This is a genomic window from Rhodococcus sp. FH8, assembly GCF_019266085.1.
GTDB lineage: Bacteria > Actinomycetota > Actinomycetes > Mycobacteriales > Mycobacteriaceae > Rhodococcus_F > Rhodococcus_F qingshengii.
This window is the reverse complement of record NZ_LPNQ01000065.1, coordinates 284,557-306,922: the sequence shown is the minus strand read 5'-3', so window position 1 is coordinate 306,922 and position 22,366 is coordinate 284,557. Positions and strand designations below refer to the sequence as shown.

General features: G+C 64.1%; 21 protein-coding genes. 6 read left to right on the top strand and 15 right to left on the bottom strand.

Annotation, left to right across the window (positions count from 1 at the left end; translation table 11 throughout):
* Positions 1-2 precede the first annotated feature (2 nt).
* Positions 3-698: a thiamine phosphate synthase gene (thiE, locus tag ATN38_RS15790; protein WP_003944422.1), complete on the top strand. Its 696-nt coding sequence runs from the start codon at positions 3-5 to the stop codon at positions 696-698.
* A 248-nt stretch (positions 699-946) separates the two neighbouring features.
* Complete coding sequence (locus ATN38_RS32815) at positions 947-1,078, top strand: hypothetical protein (protein ID WP_003944354.1); 132 nt, start codon at positions 947-949, stop codon at positions 1,076-1,078.
* A 92-nt stretch (positions 1,079-1,170) separates the two neighbouring features.
* Here ATN38_RS32815 and ATN38_RS15785 read toward each other — a convergent pair whose 3' ends face one another.
* Entirely contained in the window at positions 1,171-1,815 is a 645-nt protein-coding gene (locus tag ATN38_RS15785) for an NUDIX hydrolase (protein WP_218748232.1), read from the bottom strand.
* A gap of 158 nt (positions 1,816-1,973) precedes the next feature.
* Between ATN38_RS15785 and ATN38_RS15780 the strand changes: the two genes are divergently transcribed.
* The 3 genes from ATN38_RS15780 to ATN38_RS15770 are packed head-to-tail and all read left to right on the top strand — an operon-like array spanning position 1,974 to position 6,671.
* The gene (locus ATN38_RS15780; protein ID WP_218748230.1) at positions 1,974-3,335 is read left to right on the top strand and encodes a hypothetical protein; all 1,362 of its coding nucleotides are present in this window, start codon (positions 1,974-1,976) and stop codon (positions 3,333-3,335) included.
* A 14-nt stretch (positions 3,336-3,349) separates the two neighbouring features.
* Positions 3,350-4,336, top strand: a complete 987-nt coding sequence (locus ATN38_RS15775; protein ID WP_218748296.1) for a glutamate ABC transporter substrate-binding protein — start codon at positions 3,350-3,352, stop codon at positions 4,334-4,336.
* Positions 4,337-4,343: 7 nt separating this feature from the next.
* The gene (locus ATN38_RS15770; protein ID WP_047269456.1) at positions 4,344-6,671 is read left to right on the top strand and encodes a serine/threonine-protein kinase; all 2,328 of its coding nucleotides are present in this window, start codon (positions 4,344-4,346) and stop codon (positions 6,669-6,671) included.
* Positions 6,672-6,704: 33 nt separating this feature from the next.
* Here ATN38_RS15770 and ATN38_RS15765 read toward each other — a convergent pair whose 3' ends face one another.
* From ATN38_RS15765 to ATN38_RS15740, 6 genes are all read right to left on the bottom strand, one after another.
* Positions 6,705-7,904 (bottom strand): acetate kinase, encoded by a 1,200-nt coding sequence (locus ATN38_RS15765; protein WP_007726849.1) that lies wholly within the window; start codon positions 7,902-7,904, stop codon positions 6,705-6,707.
* Entirely contained in the window at positions 7,901-9,985 is a 2,085-nt protein-coding gene (gene pta / locus ATN38_RS15760; protein ID WP_042452123.1) for a phosphate acetyltransferase, read from the bottom strand. The genes ATN38_RS15765 and pta overlap by 4 nt, the downstream gene beginning before the upstream one ends.
* A 146-nt stretch (positions 9,986-10,131) precedes the next feature.
* The gene (fgd, locus tag ATN38_RS15755; RefSeq protein ID WP_161120398.1) at positions 10,132-11,145 is read right to left on the bottom strand and encodes a glucose-6-phosphate dehydrogenase (coenzyme-F420); all 1,014 of its coding nucleotides are present in this window, start codon (positions 11,143-11,145) and stop codon (positions 10,132-10,134) included.
* Between the two features lie 95 nt (positions 11,146-11,240).
* Positions 11,241-11,588, bottom strand: coding sequence for a YidH family protein (locus tag ATN38_RS15750; protein WP_003944317.1), 348 nt, complete (start codon positions 11,586-11,588; stop codon positions 11,241-11,243).
* Positions 11,585-12,058, bottom strand: coding sequence for an RDD family protein (locus tag ATN38_RS15745; RefSeq protein ID WP_003944375.1), 474 nt, complete (start codon positions 12,056-12,058; stop codon positions 11,585-11,587). The genes ATN38_RS15750 and ATN38_RS15745 overlap by 4 nt, the downstream gene beginning before the upstream one ends.
* Positions 12,058-12,792, bottom strand: a complete 735-nt coding sequence (locus ATN38_RS15740) for a hypothetical protein (protein WP_003944326.1) — start codon at positions 12,790-12,792, stop codon at positions 12,058-12,060. Before ATN38_RS15740 ends, ATN38_RS15745 begins: the two co-directional genes overlap by 1 nt.
* A 115-nt stretch (positions 12,793-12,907) precedes the next feature.
* Here ATN38_RS15740 and ATN38_RS15735 point away from each other — a divergent pair, with 115 nt between their 5' ends.
* The gene (locus ATN38_RS15735) at positions 12,908-13,849 is read left to right on the top strand and encodes an alpha/beta hydrolase family protein (protein WP_003944347.1); all 942 of its coding nucleotides are present in this window, start codon (positions 12,908-12,910) and stop codon (positions 13,847-13,849) included.
* 30 nt (positions 13,850-13,879) lie between these two features.
* Here ATN38_RS15735 and ATN38_RS15730 read toward each other — a convergent pair whose 3' ends face one another.
* From ATN38_RS15730 to ATN38_RS15695, 8 genes are read right to left on the bottom strand one after another with little or no spacing between them, the layout of a single operon-like run.
* Positions 13,880-14,377: a nucleoside deaminase gene (locus ATN38_RS15730; protein ID WP_073513513.1), complete on the bottom strand. Its 498-nt coding sequence runs from the start codon at positions 14,375-14,377 to the stop codon at positions 13,880-13,882.
* A gap of 28 nt (positions 14,378-14,405) precedes the next feature.
* Complete coding sequence (locus tag ATN38_RS15725) at positions 14,406-15,548, bottom strand: LLM class flavin-dependent oxidoreductase (protein WP_161120397.1); 1,143 nt, start codon at positions 15,546-15,548, stop codon at positions 14,406-14,408.
* Positions 15,545-16,369, bottom strand: coding sequence for a DUF1684 domain-containing protein (locus ATN38_RS15720; protein WP_161120396.1), 825 nt, complete (start codon positions 16,367-16,369; stop codon positions 15,545-15,547). The genes ATN38_RS15725 and ATN38_RS15720 overlap by 4 nt, the downstream gene beginning before the upstream one ends.
* Positions 16,366-17,736, bottom strand: coding sequence for an NtaA/DmoA family FMN-dependent monooxygenase (locus ATN38_RS15715; RefSeq protein WP_161120395.1), 1,371 nt, complete (start codon positions 17,734-17,736; stop codon positions 16,366-16,368). The genes ATN38_RS15720 and ATN38_RS15715 overlap by 4 nt, the downstream gene beginning before the upstream one ends.
* A gap of 24 nt (positions 17,737-17,760) precedes the next feature.
* Positions 17,761-18,879, bottom strand: coding sequence for an LLM class flavin-dependent oxidoreductase (locus ATN38_RS15710; protein WP_054186920.1), 1,119 nt, complete (start codon positions 18,877-18,879; stop codon positions 17,761-17,763).
* Positions 18,866-20,488, bottom strand: a complete 1,623-nt coding sequence (locus tag ATN38_RS15705) for an ABC transporter ATP-binding protein (RefSeq protein WP_218748229.1) — start codon at positions 20,486-20,488, stop codon at positions 18,866-18,868. The genes ATN38_RS15710 and ATN38_RS15705 overlap by 14 nt, the downstream gene beginning before the upstream one ends.
* Positions 20,485-21,375, bottom strand: a complete 891-nt coding sequence (locus ATN38_RS15700; protein ID WP_042925872.1) for an ABC transporter permease — start codon at positions 21,373-21,375, stop codon at positions 20,485-20,487. The genes ATN38_RS15705 and ATN38_RS15700 overlap by 4 nt, the downstream gene beginning before the upstream one ends.
* Positions 21,368-22,366, bottom strand: coding sequence for an ABC transporter permease (locus ATN38_RS15695; protein ID WP_054186919.1), 999 nt, complete (start codon positions 22,364-22,366; stop codon positions 21,368-21,370). The genes ATN38_RS15700 and ATN38_RS15695 overlap by 8 nt, the downstream gene beginning before the upstream one ends.

Sequence of the window (22,366 nt, the reverse complement as noted above, 5' to 3'; positions counted from 1 at the left end):
CCGTGCACCCCACACATCCCAGTAACGACATCGACCGGCGCGAGCGCCTGGCAGCAGCACGGCTGTACCTGTGCACCGACGCGCGCCGCGAGAAAGGCGACCTCGCGCAGTTCGCCGAGGCAGCATTGTCCGGCGGAGTCGACATCATCCAATTGCGTGACAAAGGCTCTGCCGGTGAGCGCGAGTTCGGCCCGCTCGAGGCCAAGGACGAACTGGTGGCGCTGGGCATTCTCGCGACCGCAGCGCGACGCCACGGCGCATTGTTGGCCGTCAACGATCGCGCGGATCTCGCGATGGCTTCCGGCGCCGACATCCTCCACCTCGGCCAGAACGACATTCCCGTCCCCTACGCGCGAACCGTTGTCGGTGAAGACGTAGTCATCGGCCGTTCGACGAGCAGTCGCGCGCAGGCGAGTCTGGCCGCCATCGAAGAGGGCGTCGACTACTTCTGTACCGGGCCGGTCTGGGCGACACCGACCAAACCGAATCGAAGTGCGTCCGGTTTGGAACTGGTTCGATCGACCGCCGACGCCGCACCGCCGCGGCCCTGGTTCGCGATCGGCGGCATCGACGAAGAACGTCTGCCAGAGCTGCTCGATGCCGGCGCCACGCGCATCGTCGTCGTGCGTGCAATCACGCAAGCATCGGATCCCCAGGCGGCCGCGCAACGCCTCGCCGCAGCCGTCGCTGGGCGCTGAAAGCCGGTAACTGGCGTTCGTCAAGTGTTTGCCGGGCGATTTCCGCACAGTTACGGGTCAGCACGCCTGACTCGAATTGTGAACGGAAGTTGTCCGATCAGACAACAAACTCCCAGTTCCTAGGTGCGATTGGATGTCCGAAAAGTCGGATTAAGTGATCTTGCTCACAGTTGCTTCGATTGCGTGTCACATCCCATTCGGTTTGTTGTAGTTTACCTCCAGTTACTAACTGAACCTAGGAGCACTAAATGGGATCCCTCGACACCGGCTCGCTCAGCACCGAATCGCTCGAAGACCTGAACCTCGGCAAGATCAGCGAGCTGCTCAAGCTCGGTATCACCGCGGTCAGCTTCATCACGGCGCTGAACTCGCTCAGCTGAGCCTCGTTTCGGTCGACGACCGAAACACCGAAGGGCCGGACTCCCGCGGAGTCCGGCCCTTCTGCTGTGTATGAACTGTGAAGACTCGACTGCTACGACTGGGTACTGCTCGCCTCGGACAGGTTCTGGTCGCTGCCTGCCTGGTCGCTGCGTGCCTGGTCGCTGCGTGCCTGGTCGCTGCCTGCCTGGTCACTGCCGTGGCGGGAACTACCCGACAACCATCCGAATCCGCCGTCCTCGAGCACGACGGTGTGCGGATCGCCGTCCACGGCCACAACAGGCTCGGTCCGGAGGTCGGGCCATGAGGAACCGAAGCCCGGATGCAGCGGCAGTGAGTCGACGTCGGCTTCGCGTACCCACCGCAACTCGGTGCTCTCACCATTGGCAACCGTCGACAGTGGATGCGCCGCGTCAGCCACGACGGTGGTGTAAGTCCACCCGCTCTCGGCGCGCATCGTCACTACTTCCCCGCGGACACGGACGGCGTCCTCGGCGATACCTGCTTCTTCGTGTGCTTCCCGGACGGCAGCGTGCGTCGTGCTCTCGTGTGAGTCCCGCGCTCCGCCGGGCAGTGCCCACGTTCCGCCCTGATGGCTCCACGCCGCACGATGCTGCAGCAAGACCATGGGTGATCCGTCCGAATCGGGGGCACGCAGAAGCAGTCCTGCGGCTCCGTGTTTACCCCAATGCCGAGTACCGTCCGATCCGATGGACCAACCGTCACCGTCACCACGCATCGACTACCTCGCTCCGCCTGCTCTCGCCGTTGTCCCACACTAACCGTTTCAATCTGCTCCAGGTGTAGGTGATGCTTATATGCTCGCGAAGATGCCCTGAATCATTTCTCGGCGGCATCATTTCTCGGTAGCCCGCCTACAGCGAAGTGAGGTGCTCGATGGTCGACCGTGTCGTCCCGTCCATCGAACCCCGGTCGCTGCCGCACTCCGAGGCCACATCAGTGTCGGCGGAGGACGAGCAGGCACTTCTGCGGCGCGAACTGCAGGCCTTCATGTCCTCGACGCCTGGCCGGTTGACCGTCGTCGGACTGATCCTGATCGCGATCACTTTGATCGCCGGACTCCTCGCCACCGCAGCGATCGAGAACCGCCAGGCGAACCTCGACCTCCTCCTCGTCGAAACCGAGCCTCTCGCCAACTCGGCCCAGAATCTCTACAGTGCGTTGTCCTTGGCAGACGCCGCCGCGGCCACCGCCTTCATCTCCGGCGGCCTCGAACCCGCCGAAGTCCGCGACCGATACACGCAGTCGATCGGTGAGGCCTCTGCGGAGATCGTCCAGGCGTCGGCCGGTCTCGACTCGACCGATCTTGCCGGTCACAGCGCGTTGACCACCATCTCGACCGACCTCTCGGTCTACACCGGGCTGGTCGAAACTGCACGGGCGAACAATCGCGTCGGAAACCCGGTCGGGGCAGCATATTTGAGCGAGGCCTCGCAGTTGATGCAGACCTCGCTGCTGCCGATGGCCCAGCAACTGCACGCCTCGCAGGAGACGCTGGTCTCCCAAGTACAGCGCGATTTCGAGACTCCACCGTGGTGGCCGATCGTGGCGTTCGTCTTCGTGCTGTGCGCGCTGGTGGCGACACAGATGTACTTCTCCCGCAAGAGTCGCCGACGCTTCAATCTCGGGTTGATCCTTGCCTCGCTCGCGGTCGCTGCAGCTCTGCTGTGGCTGCTCACGGTCGGACTGGTCTCCGCGCTGGCCACCGGGCGCGCGCTCGACGCCGGGGCCGAGCCACTGCACGAACTGACCGAGGCACGAATCATGGCGCAGCAAGCACGCACCGTGGAAACCCTCACGCTGGCGAGGCGGGATTCGACCGCCGAGGACAACGTGACGTTCACCCGCAAGGTCGATGCTCTGCGGGACATCCTCGAGGGCCTGCAAAGCGACGAACGCGCCCGAGTGAACAGCGAAGTGCTGACCGCCGCACTCGACTCGCGCCAGCAGTGGGTGGCTGCGCACACGCGCATGTACGACCGTCTCGGAAACGGCGACTTCACGTCCGCCGCAGCCATCACCATCGGCGCCGGAGAACAGGATTCGGCCGCGGAGTACGGAAAGCTCGATCACGAACTCTGGCAGGGAATCGTGGATTCGCGCACGAATCTTCGGTCCGACGTCTCGTACGCCTCCCGGGTGTTGGCTGCCTCTGCACCGGGCATGTCTGTATTGGCAGTTCTCGGAGTTGCCGGAATCTTCATCGGATTCTGGCCTCGACTGCGGGAGTATCAGTGACGGGAGTACCGGTGATGCGGAGGAAGAGCCCGGCCGTATGTGTCGCGGTTCTGGCAGCGGCCATGCTGGTGCTCGCCGGTTGCGGTGCGAATCGAGCCGAAGACTTGGACAACGCAGGCGCCACGTCGTACACGGAACCGCCGCTGCCGGCCGAGGCCACCATCGCTCCCAGCCCGACACCGACGACTACCGCGTCGTGCACCAACCTCACCGCGAGCCTGCGGCCCACCCCCGCAGACGCATCTCCGCAGCCACCCACGCCGAGCCTCGACGCCATCCGCGCCCGCGGGCGGCTGATCGTGGGCCTGGACACCGGTTCCAACCTCATGAGCTTTCGCGATCCGGCCACCGGGCGCCTCGAGGGTTTCGACGTGGACATCGCCCGCGAAATCGCCCGAGATCTGCTCGGTGACCCGGAGAAGATCGAGTACCGAATCCTGACGTCGGACGATCGGATCGCCGCACTCCAGGAATCGATGGTCGACGTGGTCGTCAAGACCATGACCATCACGTGCGAGCGGCGCGAGAAGGTCGACTTCTCGACGCAGTACTTCTCCGCTGAACAACGAATTCAGGTCTTGCAGGGGTCATCCGTCCGCGGCATCGACGACCTCGCAGGCAAGCGGGTCTGCGCTGCCCGGGGAACGACCTCGGCGACTCGAATCCAGCAACTCCAACCCGAAGCCACCGTCGTCACCGTCCCGATGTGGTCCGACTGCCTCGTCGTCCTCCAGCAGGGGCAGGTGGACGCGATCAGCACCGACGACACGATCCTCGCGGGCCTCGCCTCGCAAGACCCGTATCTGATGATGGTCGGTGGCTCACTAGGCGTCGAACCGTACGGAATCGGAGTGAACAAGGACAACCCCGACTTGGTCCGATTCGTCAACGGAACACTGGATCGGATCCGGAGCGACGGGACCTGGAACCGTATCTACGACCGCTGGCTCAGCGTCCTCGGTCCTTCGCCCGGTCCCCCGCCGGCCGTCTACCGGGATTGAGGCTGACATGACCGAAGAAACCGGCCCCGAGCCCGACGCCACGCAGGCTTCCATGCGTCCCGAACCCGAAGCCACCGGCGCCTACGAGCGGCCCGAGCCCGAAGCCACCGGCGCCTACGAGCGTCTCGAGCCGACTTCAGCGCAGATACGGGGTACCACGCCCTCCGCATCCTCCTCCCCGACCGGCCGCTCCACTCGATCCCGCCGCAGCCGGTCGGGGCGAAAGCTACGTCTCGGCGGCGGCCTGGTCGAGGTTCCCCCCGTCCCGCAGATCGACCCCGCATCTGCGGTGATGAGTGACCCGACCGTCCCCGAGCGGAAACGGTTCTGTTGGAAATGCAACGAACCAGTCGGTCGTAAGAGCGCAAGCACCAAGGCAACTCAGCACGGCACCTGCCCCAAGTGCGGTTCCACTTTCGACTTCCGTCCACTCCTCGAAGAGGGCGAATTGGTGTCCGGTCAGTACGAGGTTCAAGGGCCCATCGCGCACGGCGGCCTGGGATGGATCTACCTCGCGATCGATCGCAATGTCAGCGACAGGTGGGTAGTTCTCAAGGGGCTCTTGCATTTCGGTGATTCCGAAGCGCAAGCCGTTGCGGTGGCCGAGCGTCAGTTCCTCGCCGAGGTCGCCAACCCCAGCATCGTCAAGATCTTCAACTTCGTCGAGCATCCGCGCCCGGACGGCACACCCATGGGGTACATCGTCATGGAGTACGTGGGTGGGCGATCATTGCGCGAGGTGCTGGCCGAATTCCCGGACGGCAAGCACATGCCGATCGAGCAGGCAATCGGCTATGTACTGGAAATCCTTCCGGCGCTGAGCTATCTGCATTCCACCGGCCTGGCCTACAACGACCTCAAACCCGAGAACGTGATGGTCACCGAGGATCAGTTGAAGCTGATCGATCTCGGCGCCGTGTCCGGAATCGAAGACTACGGGTACCTGTACGGTACCGCCGGCTATCAAGCACCCGAGATCATCGAGACCGGTCCGACCATCGCCTCCGACATCTTCACCGTCGGAAGAACACTCGCGGTTCTCACCCTCGACATGCCTTCGAAGCACGGACGGTACCTCGACGGCCTTCCCGAACCCGAGGACGAGCCACTACTGCGCGACCACGAGTTCTTTCACCGTCTCCTGCTACGCGCTACCGACCCGGATCCGAAGAAGCGATTCCAGTCCGCCGAGGAAATCGCGGGACAACTCACCGGCGTTCTGCGAGAAATCCTCGCCGAGCAGACCGGGCAGGAGAATCCCGGACTCTCGCTCGTGTTCAGCAGGCAGCGAACGTCTTTCGGCACCGATGAATTGGTCGGGCAAACCGATGTGTACGTCGACGGTATCAGCCACGACGCCGCTCTCGATCCGCGCGAAGTTGCGCACGCACTTCCCATTCCGTTGGTCGACCCCACCGATCCCAGCGCGCCGTTGCTGGCAGCGGCGGTGCACAGCGAACCGTCTCAGACTCTCGATGCTCTCAAGCATGCCCGCGAGAACGGAATCGACCGAACGTCGGGCACACCCGCGGCCGCCGTCTCGGGCGAAGTTCGACTGGCCGAGGCCAAGGCTCATCTCGATCTCGGTGATCCGGAAACCGCACTGACAGTTCTGGGCGAACTCCAGCAGAACATCGGGGACCACTGGAAGATCGAGTGGTATCGAGGACTTGCGGCGTTACAACTGGACCGATTCGAGCCCGCTTTCAGTCACTTCGAGGCAGTTCTCACCGCACTGCCCGGCGAGGCTGCCCCCAAGCTGGCGTTGGCAGCGACGGCAGAACTGATTCTCCAGCACTGGGAGAGCGACGACCCGGACCAATGGTGCCGCTTCTCCGAGAAGTACTACCGCACCGTCTGGCGGACCGAACGGAACTACGTGAGCGCAGCATTCGGGCTCGCCCGACAACTCGCCGATCACGGCAACAAGAAGGCAGCCATCGCCGCCCTCGACGAAGTACCCACGTCTTCCCGGCACTACAACGTCGCACGGATGTCCAGCGCTCTGACGATGCTGTCCGGCGTTCCGATCGCCGAACTCGACGAATCGACTCTGCGGGAAGCCGCCCGTCGTGTTCGGGCGCTACCTGCTGAAGAGAGCCGAAGCCTGCAGATGCGAACCCTGGTGTTGGGCACGGCACTCGATTGGATTCGCTACGGCAATCGCTCGCACACCGAACTCGAACCCATCCTCGACCTGCCCTTCACCGAGCAAGGTCTGCGCACCGGAGCCGAAGCCTGCCTTCGCGCCCTCGCTCGCGCCACGACCTCCCGCACGCACCGCTACGCCCTCGTGGACCGGGCGAATGCGGTGCGTCCGCGCAGCAATTTCTGACGGACTCCCCGAGGCTTACAGTGCTGCAGAAACCTACAGTGCGGCCACCAAAGCCTTCGCCGCGCGGGCGATCGCCAACTCCTCGTTGGTGGGGACCACCAGCACCTCGACGGCCGACGAGGATGCGGAGATACGACGCTCGTCGCGACTCTTCGCCTCGTTGAGAGCCGGGTCGACCTCGATACCGAGACGGGAAAGCCCGGCCAGGCTGTCGCGTCGTACGTCGATGTTGTTCTCGCCAACACCGCCGGTGAAGGTGATGACGTCGACGCCACCGAGTTGAACGATGAAGGCGCCGATGTACTTACGGAGCATGTGTACGTAAACGTCGTACGCAAGTTGTGCGTCTTGGTCGCCGCCCTCGATCAGTGCGAGCAGGGCACGGAAATCGTTGACTCCCGACAGTCCCTTCAAACCGGAGCGCCGGTTGAGGAGGTCGTCGATCTCGTCGACCTTCATTCCCGAGTTGCGATTGAGGTGCAAGATGATGCCTGGGTCGATGTCGCCGCTGCGGGTGCCCATGACAAGACCCTCGAGCGGGGTGAGGCCCATCGTGGTGTCGATGGCCTTGCCGCCCTTGATTGCCGAGGCCGAAGCGCCGTTTCCGAGGTGCAGGACTATCTGATTCAGCTCGGCGGGATCCTTGCCGAGGAACTCCGCGACCCGTCCAGACACGTATTCGTGTGAGGTCCCGTGGAAGCCGTACCGGCGAATCTGGTTGGCCTTGGCCACATCCCGATCGATCGCATAGGTAGACGCCGCCGCGGGCAGTGTGTGAAAGAAGGCAGTGTCGAACACTGCGACGTGCGGAACGTCGGGCAGTTCCTCGCGCGCCACCTCGATACCGATCACGTTGGCCGGATTGTGCAGCGGCGCAAGGTTCGACAAATCCGCGATGGCTTTCACGACGCCGTCGTCGATGAGAGTCGGCGAATAGAAGATGTCACCACCGTGCACGACTCGGTGACCGACTGCGATGATTCCGGCCTCACTCAGCGGCCGCCCGACCTCGGCGACGATGTCGAGCACCATCTTCAGACCTGCGCGGTGGTCGGCGATCGGAAGGCTCCGGTCTTCGACTCCGGTGCGGTGGTTGTAGACGATGTGTCCGTCGGGCTCACCGATGCGCTCGATGAGACCGTGCGCCACCGATTCCGCCGTATCCGGATGCACGAGTTGAAATTTGATGGATGACGAGCCGGAATTGATGACCAGTACGGTGCCGTCGCTCACGCTTGCGCTCCCTGTGCCTGTATTGCCGTGATAGCCACGGTGTTGACGATGTCCTGGACCAACGCTCCACGCGAGAGGTCGTTGACCGGCTTGTTCAGTCCCTGCAGAACCGGTCCGACGGCGATAGCACCGGCGCTACGCTGCACTGCCTTGTACGTGTTGTTGCCGGTGTTCAGGTCCGGGAACACGAACACCGTTGCTTTGCCCGCCACCAGCGAATCCGGCATCTTCTTGTCGGCGACACTCTGCTCGACGGCGGCGTCGTACTGAATGGGCCCTTCCACCAACAGATCCGGTCGACGCTCGCGCACCAAAGCGGTCGCGGTGCGAACCTTGTCGACGTCGGCTCCGCTGCCCGAATCCCCGGTGGAGTACGAGAGCATCGCGATGCGCGGATCGATCCCGAACTGCGACGCCGTCTGTGCGGACGAGATCGCGATGTCCGCCAACTGCTCCGACGTCGGGTCCGGAACCACGGCGCAGTCACCGTAGGAGAGAACGCGGTCGGCCAGGCACATCAGGAAGATGCTCGAGACCGTCGAGACACCGGGGGCGGTCTTGATGATCTCGAACGAGGGTCGAATCGTGTGAGCGGTGGTGTGTGCAGCGCCGGACACCATGCCGTCGGCAATTCCCAAGTGCACCATCATCGTTCCGAAGTACGAGATGTCGGCGATCACCTCGCGGGCCCGCTCGATGGTCATGCCCTTGTGCGCACGCAGCGCGGTGTATTCCTGTGCGAAGCGCTCGGTGTACTCGGACTGCGCGGGTGCGAGTACCTGCGCGCCACTGATGTCGACGCCGAGTTCCGCGGCGCGTCGACGCACACTGGGTTCGTCACCGAGGATCGTCAGGTCGGCAACCTGGCGCTGCAGCAACCGGCCGGCCGCGCGGAGGATCCGGTCGTCGTCACCCTCAGGCAGGACGATGTGCTTGCGATCGCGTCGAGCGCGGTCGATCAGCTTGTACTCGAACATCTGTGGGGTCACGACGGACGGGATCGGCAGTGCCAGTCGGTCCATCAGGACGTCGGCGTCGACGCGCTGTTCCATCAAGCTCAACGCGGTGTCGACCTTGCGCTGCGAACCGACTGCCACGCGTCCGCGGGTTTGGGCTGCGGCGCTTGCGGTGTCGAAGGTACCGAGGGTTGTCGTCAGGATCGGAAGACGCTGTTTGAGGCCGGCCATCAACGCTGCGATGGCTGGGTGCGGTGTGATTCCGCCGTTCATGATGATGCCCGCGAGCGACGGAAATCCTTCCGCCTCATGTGCATTGAGCAATGCGAGCAGTACGTCCGAGCGATCGCCCGGTGCGATGACGACCATGCCCTCGACCAGACGCTCGAGGATGTGCTCCGCGGTCATGCCGCCCACCATCACCTTGAGCGCTTCGCGATGCAGCAGTTCCGGGTCACCCGAATACAACTCGCCGCCGGTGGCCTCCATCAACTCGGCCATCGTGGGCGAGACGAGCAACGGAATCTCCGGCAGGCTCCACGTCGGAACTCCGATGTCGGACAGCGCTGCGGTGACCTCGTCGAGCTTGTCGGGATCGCAACGATTGGCGACGACGGCGAGCAGATGAGCGTGGTTGGCGGCCAACTCGGCGGCGCATAGATGCGCGAGCTGGGCGACCTCCTCGACACTGCGCCGAGCGCCGCGTACCGCCAGCAGAACCGGCGCGCCGAGGTTCACGGCGATGCGGGCGTTGAAGCTCAGCTCGCTCGGGCTTGCTACGTCGGTGTAGTCACTTCCGATGATGACGACGGCGTCGCACTGCTCGGCCACGGTGTGGTACTTCGCGACGATGTCGGCCAGCGCGGCTTCAGGATCGGCGTGAACCTGCTCGTAGGTGACGCCGAGTGCGTCGGCGTAGGAGAGATCGGCGGTGGTGTGCTCGAGCAGCAGTTCGAGGATGTAGTCGGTTTCCTCGGTAGAGCGGGCGATCGGGCGGAAGACACCGACCCGGGCGACGGTCGCGCACAGCATCTGCAGCACGCCAAGCGCGATGGTGGATTTTCCGGTGTCACCTTCAGGAGAGGCAACGTAGACACTCGACACGGCAGCGGGCGCTTCTGGCATGCCCAACAGCCTAGTGTGGGCCGCCGCCCACCTTGCCACTGATCGTGGTCACGCTCACGCTCGTGCCGACAACCGGCGGCTACGAGAAAGACGAACGGTGCCTGCCACACGTCGAGTGGCAGACACCGTTCAGTTGATCTCGAGGATCAGCCCAGAGCACGCAAGCGAGGCGCGATGTCACGCTCGAACAGTTCGAGGAACCGGCGCTGATCATGGCCCGGTGCGTGGAACACCAGGTGATTGAGACCGGCATCGACGTAGGCCTTGACCTGCTCGACGGCGTCGTCCGGATCGGAAGCGACGATCCAGCGCTTGGCCACCTGCTCGATGGGCAGAGCGTCGGCAGCGGCTTCCATTTCGATCGGATCCTCGATGCTGTGCTTCTGCTCCGGCGTCAGGGACAGCGGAGCCCAGAAGCGGGTGTTCTCGAGTGCAGCCTCCGGATCGGTGTCGTAGCTGATCTTGATCTCGATCATCTTGTCGATGTCGGCGACGTCGCGCTCGGCCTTGGCTGCGCCCTCGGCAACGGCTGGAAGCAGCTTCTCGGTGTAGAGCTCCATGCCCTTTCCGGAGGTGCAGATGAAGCCGTCACCGGCACGTCCCGCGTATCGGGCGACAACGGGTCCGCCGGCCGCGATGTACACGGGAATGCCGCCCTCGGGAACGTCGTAGATCGACGCGCCCCGAGTGGTGAAGTACTCGCCTTCGAAGTCGACACGATCGCCCAGCCACAGCTCACGCATCAACCGCACGGACTCACGCAGCCGCGCGAAGCGTTCCTTGAACTCGGGCCACTCGCCCTGGAAGCCGGTGGCGATCTCGTTGAGAGCCTCACCACTGCCGACGCCGAGCATGATGCGTCCCGGGTAGAGACATCCCATCGTCGCGAACGCCTGAGCGATGACTGCCGGGTTGTAGCGGAACGTCGGCGTCATCACGGACGTGCCGATCTGCACGCGCTCGGTGCGCTCACCGACGGCGGTCATCCAGGCGAGCGAGAACGGTGCGTGGCCACCGTTGTGGCGCCACGGCTGGAAATGATCGCTCACCGCAACGGAATCCATGCCGTGCTGCTCTGCCAGAACTGCCAGCTCTACCAGTTCGCGAGGGCCGAATTGCTCAGCCGATGCCTTGTATCCGAGCTTGAGTTCCTGCGCCACCGTGCACTCCCTTGTCGTCTGTTTCGTTTACTTCTCTGACATGCTTCACGTTCTTTGCAGACTATCCAGACACCGCTCGGACTTCTCTGCGTATCTCAGCGAGCGAGGCTGGTGACCACCGTTGCCACGCCGGCTGCGACGGCAACCCCGGCCAGTGCCAGTGCAAACAGCCACAAAGCGTGCGGTTCCGGCATCGCCGCTCCGTCCTCGAGCGCCTTCTTCACCTGTAGCCAGCGTCGCATACCTACCAGTGCGGCTGCCGCCGCGAGTGCGATCAGGGTCAGACCGAGAGTCGTGCGAACCCACCCGGTACTCCATTCCGGTACCAATTGGACGACGGCGATGCCTCCGGCCAGCAGGGCGAGTGAGCTACGCATCCAGGCGAGGAAGGTGCGCTCGCTGGCAAGGGTGAAGCGCTCGTCCGGGCGGTTCGGTTCACTCATGCGTGCTCACCTCCGTGCGGTGCCACCAGATCCGGGTCCTGACGCCAGTCGTAGACGACCTCGGTGCGCAGAACGATGTCCTGCAACGAACGTCGTCGTCGATCGACCGCCGACCACAGCAATCCGAAGGCGAAGAGCACGCAGAGCACCGCACGGATGAAGGCCAACGGCCAGCGCACGAGGCGATGCCCGGACGTGATCACCCGCAGCCCCATCACGAGGGACCCGACGGTCCGACCGGTGGTCGCCCAGCAGGCGGTCAGATACGCCACCGAGACACCGAGAAATGCCGTCGTGGACAGGAAGATTCCCGGTTCCGAGAAAGTGAAACTCTGTGGCGAGAAGAGCAGTCGGACGAAGGCGAAGCCCACGTACACGGAACCCATCAGGAGCAGGACGACGCCCAGGTCGATCAGTCCGGCGAGTCCACGGGTGACGATGCCGGCTGGGCCGGAACTCTCCTGGGCCACTAGCGTTCGCCTGCGTTCGTCTTCGGATCGGTCTCTGTCGACGGTTTTTCTGGTGACGGTTTATCTGATGACGGTGCGTTGTCGCGGCCGAAGAGTCGCCCGACGAAGCCGGCGACAGCGTCGTCCGCCTGCATGCCCTGCACTCGAGCTCCGTGCACGGCTTCCGTGGAGAGTGAACCGGTCGATTCACGAATCATCTGGGGCAGGTCGACGCCCTCGATGACCTGGTCGGCGATCTTGACGAGGTCGATGCGGTTGACCTGGCGTTCGAGGTCGACCGTGTCGACTATCCCGTCGAGATCGAGGCGATCGATCACCGCTTTGACGTCGAGGCGGCTTGCGATCTCGTCCACGTCGACCCGGTCGATGATCGGTTCGAGCGAGACCCGTTCGGCAATCTTGTCCACGTCGATGTTCTCGGCGATCTTGTCGATGTCCACGTGGTCGACGACGATCTTGGTGATGTCGACTTCGGACAGAGCAGCGTCGACGACAGCTTTGATCACCGTCCGCAAGGTCGAGTCGGCGAACTCCACGGTCGAGTGCATCGCTTCCGTGCCGCGAGTGGTGACCTGGGTGATCGCGCCGTCGAGTGCGTCACCGACGACAGGGATCCGCTGCACGGAATCAAGTGCGAGACCAGCGGTTCTGCGCGCCGCACCAGCCGTGATCGCGGCCAGCCCGAAGGCCAGCCGAATCACGTCGGATTCGGGGTGGTGCGACTGCGATCCCACGCAATTGTCTCCATCTTCTTATACGACTGTTACCCGGACATTCGTCACTCCTCTTCGCATTGTGCCACTGTTGGAAGGCACAAATACGCTGTCCGGCTTGCGCCTGGGGGGAAATATGAAGACACGTCGTTTCACGGTTCGGCTGACGATGGCGGTGGCCATGGCCGCCGGCTTTCTCGGCCTCAGCGCGCCGACCGCGAGCGCGGATTCCGTGGTCAGTCGCATCGACGTCTACTCCCCCTCGATGGACCGCTGGATCGCCAACGACGTGATTTCGCCGGCCGGAGGAGGCCCGGCCCCGACCTTCTATCTGTTGACCGGTGTCGGCGGCGGCGAGGACGGGATCTCGTGGTTCAACAACACCGGAGTTCGTGACTTCTTCGACGACAAACACGTCAACGTGGTCATGCCGGTCGGCGGCAAGTTCAGCATGTACACCGACTGGAACGCCGACGATCCGGTGCTGGGCCGCAACAAGTGGCAGACGTACCTCACCAAGGAACTACCGGCGGCGGTCAACGCTCGGTACAACACGACCGGTGTCAACGCACTCGGCGGTGTGTCGATGGCCGGCGGACCGGTTCTGGACCTCGCGATCCAGTCGCCGGGCACCTACCGCGCAGTCGGCTCGTACAGCGGCTGTCCGCGCGCCGGCGACCCGCTCGGCCAGGCAGCGGTGCGCTCGATGGTCGAGATACTCGGCGGCGGCAACGCGGCCAACATGTGGGGGCCGTGGGGTAGCCCGCAGTGGGCGGCGCACGACCCGTTGATCAACGCCGAGAAACTGCGTGGCACAGCGCTGTTCATCTCGACCGGCAACGGCCTCCCCGGCCCGGTGGACGGAATCAACTCGCTGGCGATGGCCGCCGGCGTCGTTCCCGGCGCGGTCCTCGAAGGCATCACCAACATGTGCACCGCTGCCCTGCAGGGGCGATTCGGTCAGCTCGGCATTCCCGCGACGTTCAGCTTCCGACCCGAAGGCACCCACACCTGGGGGCTCTTCGAAGCCGACATGCGCGCGTCGTGGCCGATGATCGCGGGCGCTATCGGGGCGTGAGCCTCACGGCCCTCCTTACAAGCCATGGCGTCAGGTGAGACTGCGCGCCCAGTCCCGCATCCCGGCGGGGCCAGTGCCGGTGGCGTATTCAGCGAACAGATTTCGCGCTTCGTCACGGCGGATGCCGCCGAGGACTTCACGCGGCTTACGGAAAAACGGAAGTTCCACAGGCGGCGCCCACAGCTGCACGAGTTCCGCCGCACCGTCGTTCGGGGACTCGAGAGCGAACCACACCCGGGTCACACCGAGCGTGATCGCGGCACCCATACACATGAGACATGGTTCGAGATTGACCGCCAATGTCAATTCACCGGACGCTCGAGTGAATCCGAGAGCCTCGTCGGCCTGCAAGAGCGCTTGAAGGTCCGCATGGACTACCCGTCGGCCGAGTGCCCGTTCTTGCGTATACGCCCGCCCGAGCACACGGTCGTCGTCGAACACGACTGCGCCGATCGGCATCTCCCCGAGCTCCATGCCCTCACGCGCTACGTCAAGAGCAACCGCAAGGGCATCTCGAGGTGAAAACATCACTCGACACTAATGGACCAAGGCAAACTCACGCTGCCAGTAGTGCGGGTAGTCCCCATTCCTTGGCAAGCAGCTCGTACGAGCGCAGACGATCCTCGTGCCGATGGGTCACCCCGGTGATCACCAATTCGTCCGCTCCGGTGAGCTTCTGCAAACTGTCGAGCCTGTCGGCGACGGTAGACGGTGAACCGACGAACTGCGTGATCAGCCGATCCTCCACCACTGCTTTGTCGGCGTCGGAAAGTGGGAGCGCTGTCGCGGGATCGGGGTACGGGATGGCGCCGTGTCCGCTGCGAATGCTGTGCGTCCAGTGCGCGAAGGTCGACGCCAACTCCCTCGCCGTCGCATCGTCTTCCGCAGCAACAACATCCGCGGAGACGACGACATACGGCTCCGACAGAACTGCCGACGGTCGGAATGCTGCACGGTATGCCTCGACGGCATCGAGCGTACTCGAGGGCGCCACATGGTAATTCGCACCGAACGGCAATCCGAGTCGTCCGGCGAGCTCGGCACTGGGGCCCGCACTGCTTCCGAACACCCACAGTTCGACGTCGGCATTCTCGCCGGGACTGGCGTGCAATTCGATGCCGTCGCGGGTTCTGTAGGTACCGTTCAGGAGCGAGCGTATGTCGTCGACCTGCTGCTCGAAATCGGGCGCCTGCGCGCCCGGAAACGCCAATGCCTCGAACGACGCCTGCAACCGCGGTGACGTGAGAAGACCGGTTGGATCGAAGGGTGCCGGGATCACGACGCCGTCGCGTACGACGTTCTCTCGCTTCGATTCTGCCGGCGCAGGCGTTCCGGCAGCGACGGCGCGAAGTGCCTCCACCCGACGCTGTCCGCTGCGCCCGATACCGAGATCGATACGACCCGGATACAACGCTTCGACGGTACCGAAGGCCTCGACCACCTGAGCCGCCGTGTTGTTGCCCAGCAGCACGGCGGCCGAGCCGACACGAATGGTGTTGGTGGCGGCCGCGATCAGCCCGACAAGCACTGCTGGCGACGAAGAGGCAACGCCGACGAAGTGGTGTTCGGCGACCCAGTAACGCTTGTATCCCCACGCTTCGGCAGAACGAGCGAGGTCCAGCGAGTTCCGCAAAGCCTGGCGGGCCGTTCCGCCCTCACTGATCGGCGAGAGGTCGAGTACGGACAGCGGCGCGCTCACCTCGGTCCGCTTTCGTAGCGGGTGTCCGGTGTCTTCTCGCCGGCTTCCACCGCGAACGCCAGGCGGTTCTCGGCGGGGGCCACCGGGCACGTCGCGTAATCGGTGAACGCGCAGGGCAGGTTCGACGCCCGATTGAAATCGAGGACTACCGCGCCACCGGGTTCAGGTGCGCTCACGTGCAGCGAGCGTGCGGCCGGGTAGGTGGACACACCACTGGTCGCGTCGGTGAACAGGATGTGAAAGCCGTTGTCCTTGCCCGCGAACGCAATCAGCGTATACGTTGCACCGTCGTGTTCGAAGCTGATGGTTCCTAGGGCGTCGTGATGATGCTCGAGGCGCTCGACGACCGCGCCCGTCGTCACCGTGCGAGCCTCCTCGAAAGCTGTGAAGACACCCTCGATGCGCCACTGCGGGTTCGGCTCGAAGGTCGGGATACCACTGAACTGCGCCAATGCCGGGGCCGACGAATCGTGGATCCGCAGAGCCACCTCGCCGGTGCGGCGGATGACCTCGACCAACCGTGCGCCCTGCTTGACGATCAGTCCCGGCGCCCCCTCGATCGGATTCAGAGTGGCCGAACCGTCCACGGCGACGCCGTCGATCGACAAGTCGTCTGCGGGCGTCGCGGTGACGACAACGGCATTCGCGTCGGCGCGCCATGCACCGGGCAGGTCCGCGAAGGTGGAATCGGTGTCCACCAGCCAATGCAACGCAGTCAGGCTCAGCCAGCCGAGGGGTTCGCCGAAGGTGGCGTCGCGCGAGGCGTGCCAGGCATTCCAATCGCCGGTGAAGGTACTGGTGGAAGTGTCGGTAACGGTCATGATGCGCGGACTCCTTCAGCCTGCTCGTGCGGGTGGCGCAGCCCGAGATGGCTGCGCAGGGTGGTTCCTGAGTACTCGGTCCGGAAACTGCCGCGGTCCTGAAGTTCCGGTACGACGGTGTCGATGAACTCGTCGAGGCCCGCGGGGGTGATGTGGGGAACGAGGATGAATCCGTCGCTTGCGTCGCCCTGGACGTAGCTGTCGATCTCGGCAGCGACCTCGGCGGCGCTACCCACGAACTGTTGGCGGGCAGTCACTTCGATGATGAGTTCACGGATGCTGAGGTGTTCGGCCTCGGCCTTGGCACGCCACTGATCTGCGACCGCTCGTGGATCCTTGACGTGGCGGACGCGTCCACGGGTGATGTTGACGTCGTCCGACGGATCTTCCTTCGGCAACGGGCCGTCGGCGTCGTACTGGGAAAGGTCTCTGCCCCAAACCTGTTCGAGAAAAGCGATGGCAGTCTGGGGTCCGACCTGCTGCCGCCGGATGTGATATGCCTTCTCCTGTGCGTCCGCGGCGTTGTCACCGAGGACGAAGGTGGCGGCGGGGAGAATCTTGAGGTCTGCGTGCGTGCGTCCGTACTTGGCCAAGCGTCCCTTCACGTCGGCGTAGAACGCCTTGCCTGCTTCGAGCGTTCCGTGCCCGGTGAAGATGGCATCGGCCTTGGCCGCGCCGAACTCGCGTCCTTCGTCGGAGTCACCGGCCTGCAACAGAACTGGGTGCCCCTGCGGACTCCGTGGAACTTCGAAGCGTCCGGCGATGTCGAACTGCTTACCGGAGTGCTGGAACTGGCCGACCTGCTGGTCGGTGGCGAAAACACCGCGCTCACGGTCGACGATCGGACGATCGATGCTCCAGCTGTCCCACAGCGTCCGTACTGCGTCGACCAACTCGTTGGCGCGTGCATACCGCTCGGAATGCTCCAGATAGCCACCGCGGCGGAAGTTCTCGCCGGTGAAGGCGTCCGAGGAGGTGACCAGGTTCCAGGCGGCGCGGCCGTCGGAGAGATGATCGAGCGTCGAGAACTGCTTGGCCAACTCGTACGGTTCGTTGAACGTGGTGTTGATCGTCCCGGCCAGGCCGAGATGCGTTGTCACACCGGCAACCGCATTGAGAATGCTGAAGGTGTCCGGGCGACCGACTACGTCGAGGTCGTGAATTTTGCCCTGATGCTCGCGTAGGCGCAAACCCTCTGCGAGGAAGAAGAAGTCGAACAATCCGCGTTCGGCACTGCGGGCGAGATGCTCGAACGAGCTGAACTCGATCTGGCTCTTGGACGCCGGATCGGTCCACACCGTGGTGTTGTTCACGCCGGGGAAGTGAGCGCCCAGATGAACTTGCTTGCGAATCCTGTTCTGTGTCATCGGTGTTCCTGTTCTCTGCTCGCGCTACGCGAACTGATTGACGGGCAACTCGAAACCCAACCGCTCGCGCAGCGTCGGGCCGGTAGTCGGTCGCGGATTGAGATTCGGCACCACGTCCGCCGCGATCTTCTCCACTGCGGCAGCCAAAGCCAAGGGACGCAGGACAACACCGTCGACCCCGGCCAGCCCACCGATCTCGCGAAGGAGGACAGTCAGGCCGGCACTGTCACCGCGATAGAACAGCGAGTGCGGGGCGTACGGCGCTCCCGCCCATTCCTCGAGTTCGGCCAGAGCGTCGTCGGCGGCTCCGCGATCAGCGCCGAGAAGCACGTCGACGTCGAGGAGAACCCTGACGCTGCGCCCGAGGGCGGCGGCACTCGCGTGGACCAGCTTGGCCGTAGTTTTGGCCTCGGCGAGATCGGTTGCCGAGATCCGAATCAGATCTCCGCGCGCAACCGCGAGTTCGCGTGCCTCCGGCCTGCTCGCGTCGACGGCGATCAGCGGCTGCCCCTGCGGGGAGCGCGGCGTGATGGACGGCCCTTTGACGGAAAAGTTCTTTCCCTCGAAGTCGATGTAGTGCAGCTTGTCTCGATCGATGAATCGTCCGCTCGCAGCGTCCCGTATCTCGGCGTCGTCCTCCCAGCTGTCCCACAGCCGACTGACCACCTCGACAGCCTCGGACGCTTCCTCCCACGCGGACTCGGGGCCCTGCACTGCCTTTCGGCCGAACAACGACGCCTGCTCAGCGGTGTCGGACACCGCGACCTGCCAGCCGGCCCGCCCCGCTGACGAGTAGTCGATACTCGCGACGGCCTTGGAGATGTGGAACGGCTCGGTGTGCGTGACTGTCGCAGTGGGGATCAGGCCGATACGCGAGGTCACAGCACTCAGCCGCGCCGCAGTTGCAACCGCCTCCAATCTGCCCCGCACTGCGTGCTGGCCCTCGGATTGCAGTCCGAACGAGTCAGGGAGGAACGCCAGATCCACCCCACCCCGATCCGCGGTGGCCACCAGGTCCACCCAGTACGACGGTGTGAACAGATCTTCGGCGCGTGAGTCCTCGCGTCGCCAGGAGTACGGATGAGCTCCGGTGCCCTCGAATTCGAGACCGACCAGGAATGCTCCGGAACTACGCTCGGACATGTTCGGCCTTTCGTGTCGAATGATCCCGCCCGGGGATCGCGTCGAGAAGTGTGCGTGTGTACTCGTTTCGGGGATTGTCGAAAATCTCGGTGGTAGTACCGATTTCGAGCAATCGCCCGGCCTGCATGACGCCGACGACGTCGCTGATCTGGCGAACAACCGCAAGATCGTGGGAGATGAAGAGATAGGTCAGGCCCAGTTCGCGCTGCAACTCGTCGAGTAGCGCCAGAATCTGCGCTTGCACCGAGACGTCGAGAGCGGACACAGGTTCGTCGAGAACGAGCAGGTCCGGCTTCAAAGCGAGCGCACGAGCGATCGCCACCCGTTGACGCTGGCCGCCCGAGAGTTCGGCCGGTTTGCGGCTCAGGAACTGCTCGGGAAGTGCAACCTGATCGAGCAACTCTGCTGCACGACTCTGCTGCTGGCTGCGTCCACCAACCTTGAAGGCCCGCAGCGGCTCCGCAACGATGTCCTGGACGGACAATTTCAGGTCGAGTGATGCATAGGGGTTCTGATACACGAGCTGGATCCTTCGGCGCAGCTCACGCAGGTCGCTGCCCTTGACCTTCGTGATGTCCTGGCCGTCGAAGGTGATGGTGCCGGCATCCGCCTGCTCCAATCGCACGACAATGCGTGCGGTGGTCGACTTGCCGGAGCCCGACTCCCCCACCAGCGACACCGTCTGACCCCTCGGAACAGTCAGCGACACTTCGTTCACCGCGGTGATCGAACTCCCGCGTCCGACGTTGAAGTGCTTGGTGATTCCCGTCAGGGTCAGCAGCGGGCTGGTGTCCTGGCGGACCGGGCGAACGACTGGTCCCGAGGACAGGCTCGGCGCAGAGCTCAGAAGTTTCTTCGTGTACTCGTCTCGCGGGTTGTCCAGAATATCCGCGGTGCGGCCGGATTCGACGATCCTGCCGCCCTGCATCACCAGGATCCGGTCCGCGCGGTCTGCGGCCACACCCAGGTCGTGCGTGATCAGGAGCACGGCGGCACCGGATTCGGCAATCCGCTCGTCGAGATGGTCGAGAATGCGCCGTTGAACCGTGACGTCCAGAGCACTGGTCGGCTCGTCGGCGATTACGAGGGCCGGGTTCGCGACAAGCGCGATACCGATCAGAACGCGTTGCCGCATACCGCCGGAGAGCTCGTGCGGGTACTGGCGTGCTCGGATTTCCGGCCGGTCGATACCCGCGCGCTCGAGCACCTCGACGGCGTCCAACCGGGCTGTGCGACGGTCTGCGAGGCCGTGGATCCGGAGGACTTCTGCAACCTGGTCACCGATCCTCGTCACCGGGTTGAGCGAGGTCGTCGGATCCTGCGGCACCAAACCGATACGCGCGCCGCGGATTCGCTGCCACGCACGGTCGGAATACGAGTCGATCTGTTCACCCTCGAACTCGACGGTCCCGCCGGTGACGTGGCCACTGCCGGCGAGCAGACCCAATATCGCGTGGGCCGTGGTCGACTTACCGGAACCCGATTCCCCTACCACCGCAACTACTTCGCCCCGACCGACGGTGAAGCTCACGCCGGATACCGCGGGCTCGGCGCCGTAGGCGATCTGTAAGTCGGTGACGGAAAGCAACTGTTCCTCGGTCGTGCTCATCGCCGGTTGTTCCTTTCGATCTCGTGGCCGATACGGTGTGCCGAGATGACCACGGCGACAATCGCGAGACCGGGAAGTGTGGTCATCCACCAGGCATTGGCGAGGAAATTACGTCCCTCGGATACCAGCGATCCCCATTCCGGGGTAGGCGGAACGGCGCCGAATCCCAAGAAGCTCAGAGCCGACACCGCCAGTACTGCCTGCCCGAACTCGACAGCGGACAGCGCGACCACCGGCGCGTAGGAGTTGGGAAGCACGTGCCGACGCAGGACACCGAGCCACTGCACACCCGAACTGAACGCGGCCTCGACGTACTGAGCTCCGCGCACCCGCATCACTTCGGCACGCATCACTCGCGCGAAATTGGCGACCATACTGACGCCGACAGCAATGGCGACGTTGATGGTGCCGAAGCCGAGTGCGGTCACCAGTGCCAACGAGAGCAGCAGCGCCGGAATGGACAGCAGCACGTCGACGATGCGCATCAGCACGGCGTCGACGACGCCACCGACAAAGCCCGCGAGCAAACCGATTATCGATCCCGCCACCAATGCGATTCCGACCGCCACCAAGGTTGCGGTCAGGGACAGCGCGGCGCCGTGCACGAACCGTGTGTACAGGTCACGACCGAGATTGTCGGTTCCGAACCAGTGAGCCAGGCTCGGGCCCTGCAGTTTGTCCGCCGGGACACCGGACAACGGATCGCCGCTGGCAAAGAATCCGGGTGCGACGGCAAAGCCGATGGCAAGCAACACGATCAACACCGGAATCACCAAGCCGGGCTTTCGGATCCAGCCGATGGCCGTGGACTTTCGGCGCGAAACAACAGGTGCCTTCGCCTCGACGGTCGGATCGAGGAGTAGGGGTTCGATCAATGTGTCAGACATGAGCCGGCTCCAGATCGGTCGAGCTTTCGGTATTCGACTTTTCGGTGTGACTCTTCTTCGTCTGGATGATCCGTGGATCTATCAAGGGGTAGAAGAGGTCGACCGCGAGGTTGACGAGCACGAACACGAGAGAGGCGAACACAACGACTCCCTGCACCACCGGGATGTCCTGCGCCATCACCGACGTCTGTGTCAGACGGCCGACGCCCGCGCGGGAGAACACCGTTTCCACAACCACCGAGCCCGCCAGCAGCGTGCCGACCAGCACACCGGCAATGGTGAATGCCGGAATGCTCGCCAGTCGCAACGCGTGACGGGTCTGCACGCGCCAACGGCTTGCGCCCTTGGCGTACGCAGTCTCCACGTGCGGCGAACGTAGCGTCGACTGCAGGCTGGTCGTGAGCACCTGCGCGATCACCGCGCCGGTCGGGATCGCCAAGGTGATCGCCGGAAGAATCACCGTTGCGAATCCCTTGTCTCCGAATGCCGGGAAGATGTGCAGACGGAACGAGAAGAGTTGCAGAAGAATCAGGCCCACCCAGAAAGTGGGCACTGCCACACCCAGCGGCGGCAGCGAGAACAACAGGTTCGCGAGCCACCGCCTGCGGGTGTAGGTAGCGAAGAACGCGATCGCCACTCCGAACAACACGGCCAGAACCAAAGCGGTGGTTGCCAAGACCAGAGTGCTCGGCAGCGCCGAGAAGATGGCATCCGTCACCGACTGACCGGTGGAGATGGACGTACCGAAATCGCCGCGAAGAGCATTCGTCAGCGACGTCCAGTACTGCACCCACACCGACTGGTCCAAGCCGTACCGCGCCCGAAGCTGATCGAGCGCAGCCTGATCCACTGCGACACCCTGACCGGACGAGTCGGCAGCCATGCTGACGGGATCACTCGGCAGGAGGAACAGAATCACGAACGAGATGGTGAAGGCGGCCCACAGGACCACTGCGGCCTGACCCAGTCGGGTGAGTACGTATCGAGTCAT

What these genes read in the sequence shown, in the direction of transcription:
- ATN38_RS32815 (WP_003944354.1), top strand. Translation starts at nt 947, where the DNA reads ATGGGATCCCTCGACACCGGCTCGCTCAGCACCGAATCGCTCGAAGAC.
- ATN38_RS15785 (WP_218748232.1), bottom strand. Translation starts at nt 1,815, where the DNA reads ATGCGTGGTGACGGTGACGGTTGGTCCATCGGATCGGACGGTACTCGG.
- ATN38_RS15780 (WP_218748230.1), top strand. Translation starts at nt 1,974, where the DNA reads ATGGTCGACCGTGTCGTCCCGTCCATCGAACCCCGGTCGCTGCCGCAC.
- ATN38_RS15775 (WP_218748296.1), top strand. Translation starts at nt 3,350, where the DNA reads ATGCGGAGGAAGAGCCCGGCCGTATGTGTCGCGGTTCTGGCAGCGGCC.
- ATN38_RS15770 (WP_047269456.1), top strand. Translation starts at nt 4,344, where the DNA reads ATGACCGAAGAAACCGGCCCCGAGCCCGACGCCACGCAGGCTTCCATG.
- pta (WP_042452123.1), bottom strand. Translation starts at nt 9,985, where the DNA reads ATGCCAGAAGCGCCCGCTGCCGTGTCGAGTGTCTACGTTGCCTCTCCT.
- ATN38_RS15750 (WP_003944317.1), bottom strand. Translation starts at nt 11,588, where the DNA reads ATGAGTGAACCGAACCGCCCGGACGAGCGCTTCACCCTTGCCAGCGAG.
- ATN38_RS15735 (WP_003944347.1), top strand. Translation starts at nt 12,908, where the DNA reads ATGAAGACACGTCGTTTCACGGTTCGGCTGACGATGGCGGTGGCCATG.
- ATN38_RS15730 (WP_073513513.1), bottom strand. Translation starts at nt 14,377, where the DNA reads ATGTTTTCACCTCGAGATGCCCTTGCGGTTGCTCTTGACGTAGCGCGT.
- ATN38_RS15720 (WP_161120396.1), bottom strand. Translation starts at nt 16,369, where the DNA reads ATGACCGTTACCGACACTTCCACCAGTACCTTCACCGGCGATTGGAAT.
- ATN38_RS15715 (WP_161120395.1), bottom strand. Translation starts at nt 17,736, where the DNA reads ATGACACAGAACAGGATTCGCAAGCAAGTTCATCTGGGCGCTCACTTC.
- ATN38_RS15710 (WP_054186920.1), bottom strand. Translation starts at nt 18,879, where the DNA reads ATGTCCGAGCGTAGTTCCGGAGCATTCCTGGTCGGTCTCGAATTCGAG.
- ATN38_RS15705 (WP_218748229.1), bottom strand. Translation starts at nt 20,488, where the DNA reads ATGAGCACGACCGAGGAACAGTTGCTTTCCGTCACCGACTTACAGATC.
- ATN38_RS15700 (WP_042925872.1), bottom strand. Translation starts at nt 21,375, where the DNA reads ATGTCTGACACATTGATCGAACCCCTACTCCTCGATCCGACCGTCGAG.
- ATN38_RS15695 (WP_054186919.1), bottom strand. Translation starts at nt 22,366, where the DNA reads ATGACTCGATACGTACTCACCCGACTGGGTCAGGCCGCAGTGGTCCTG.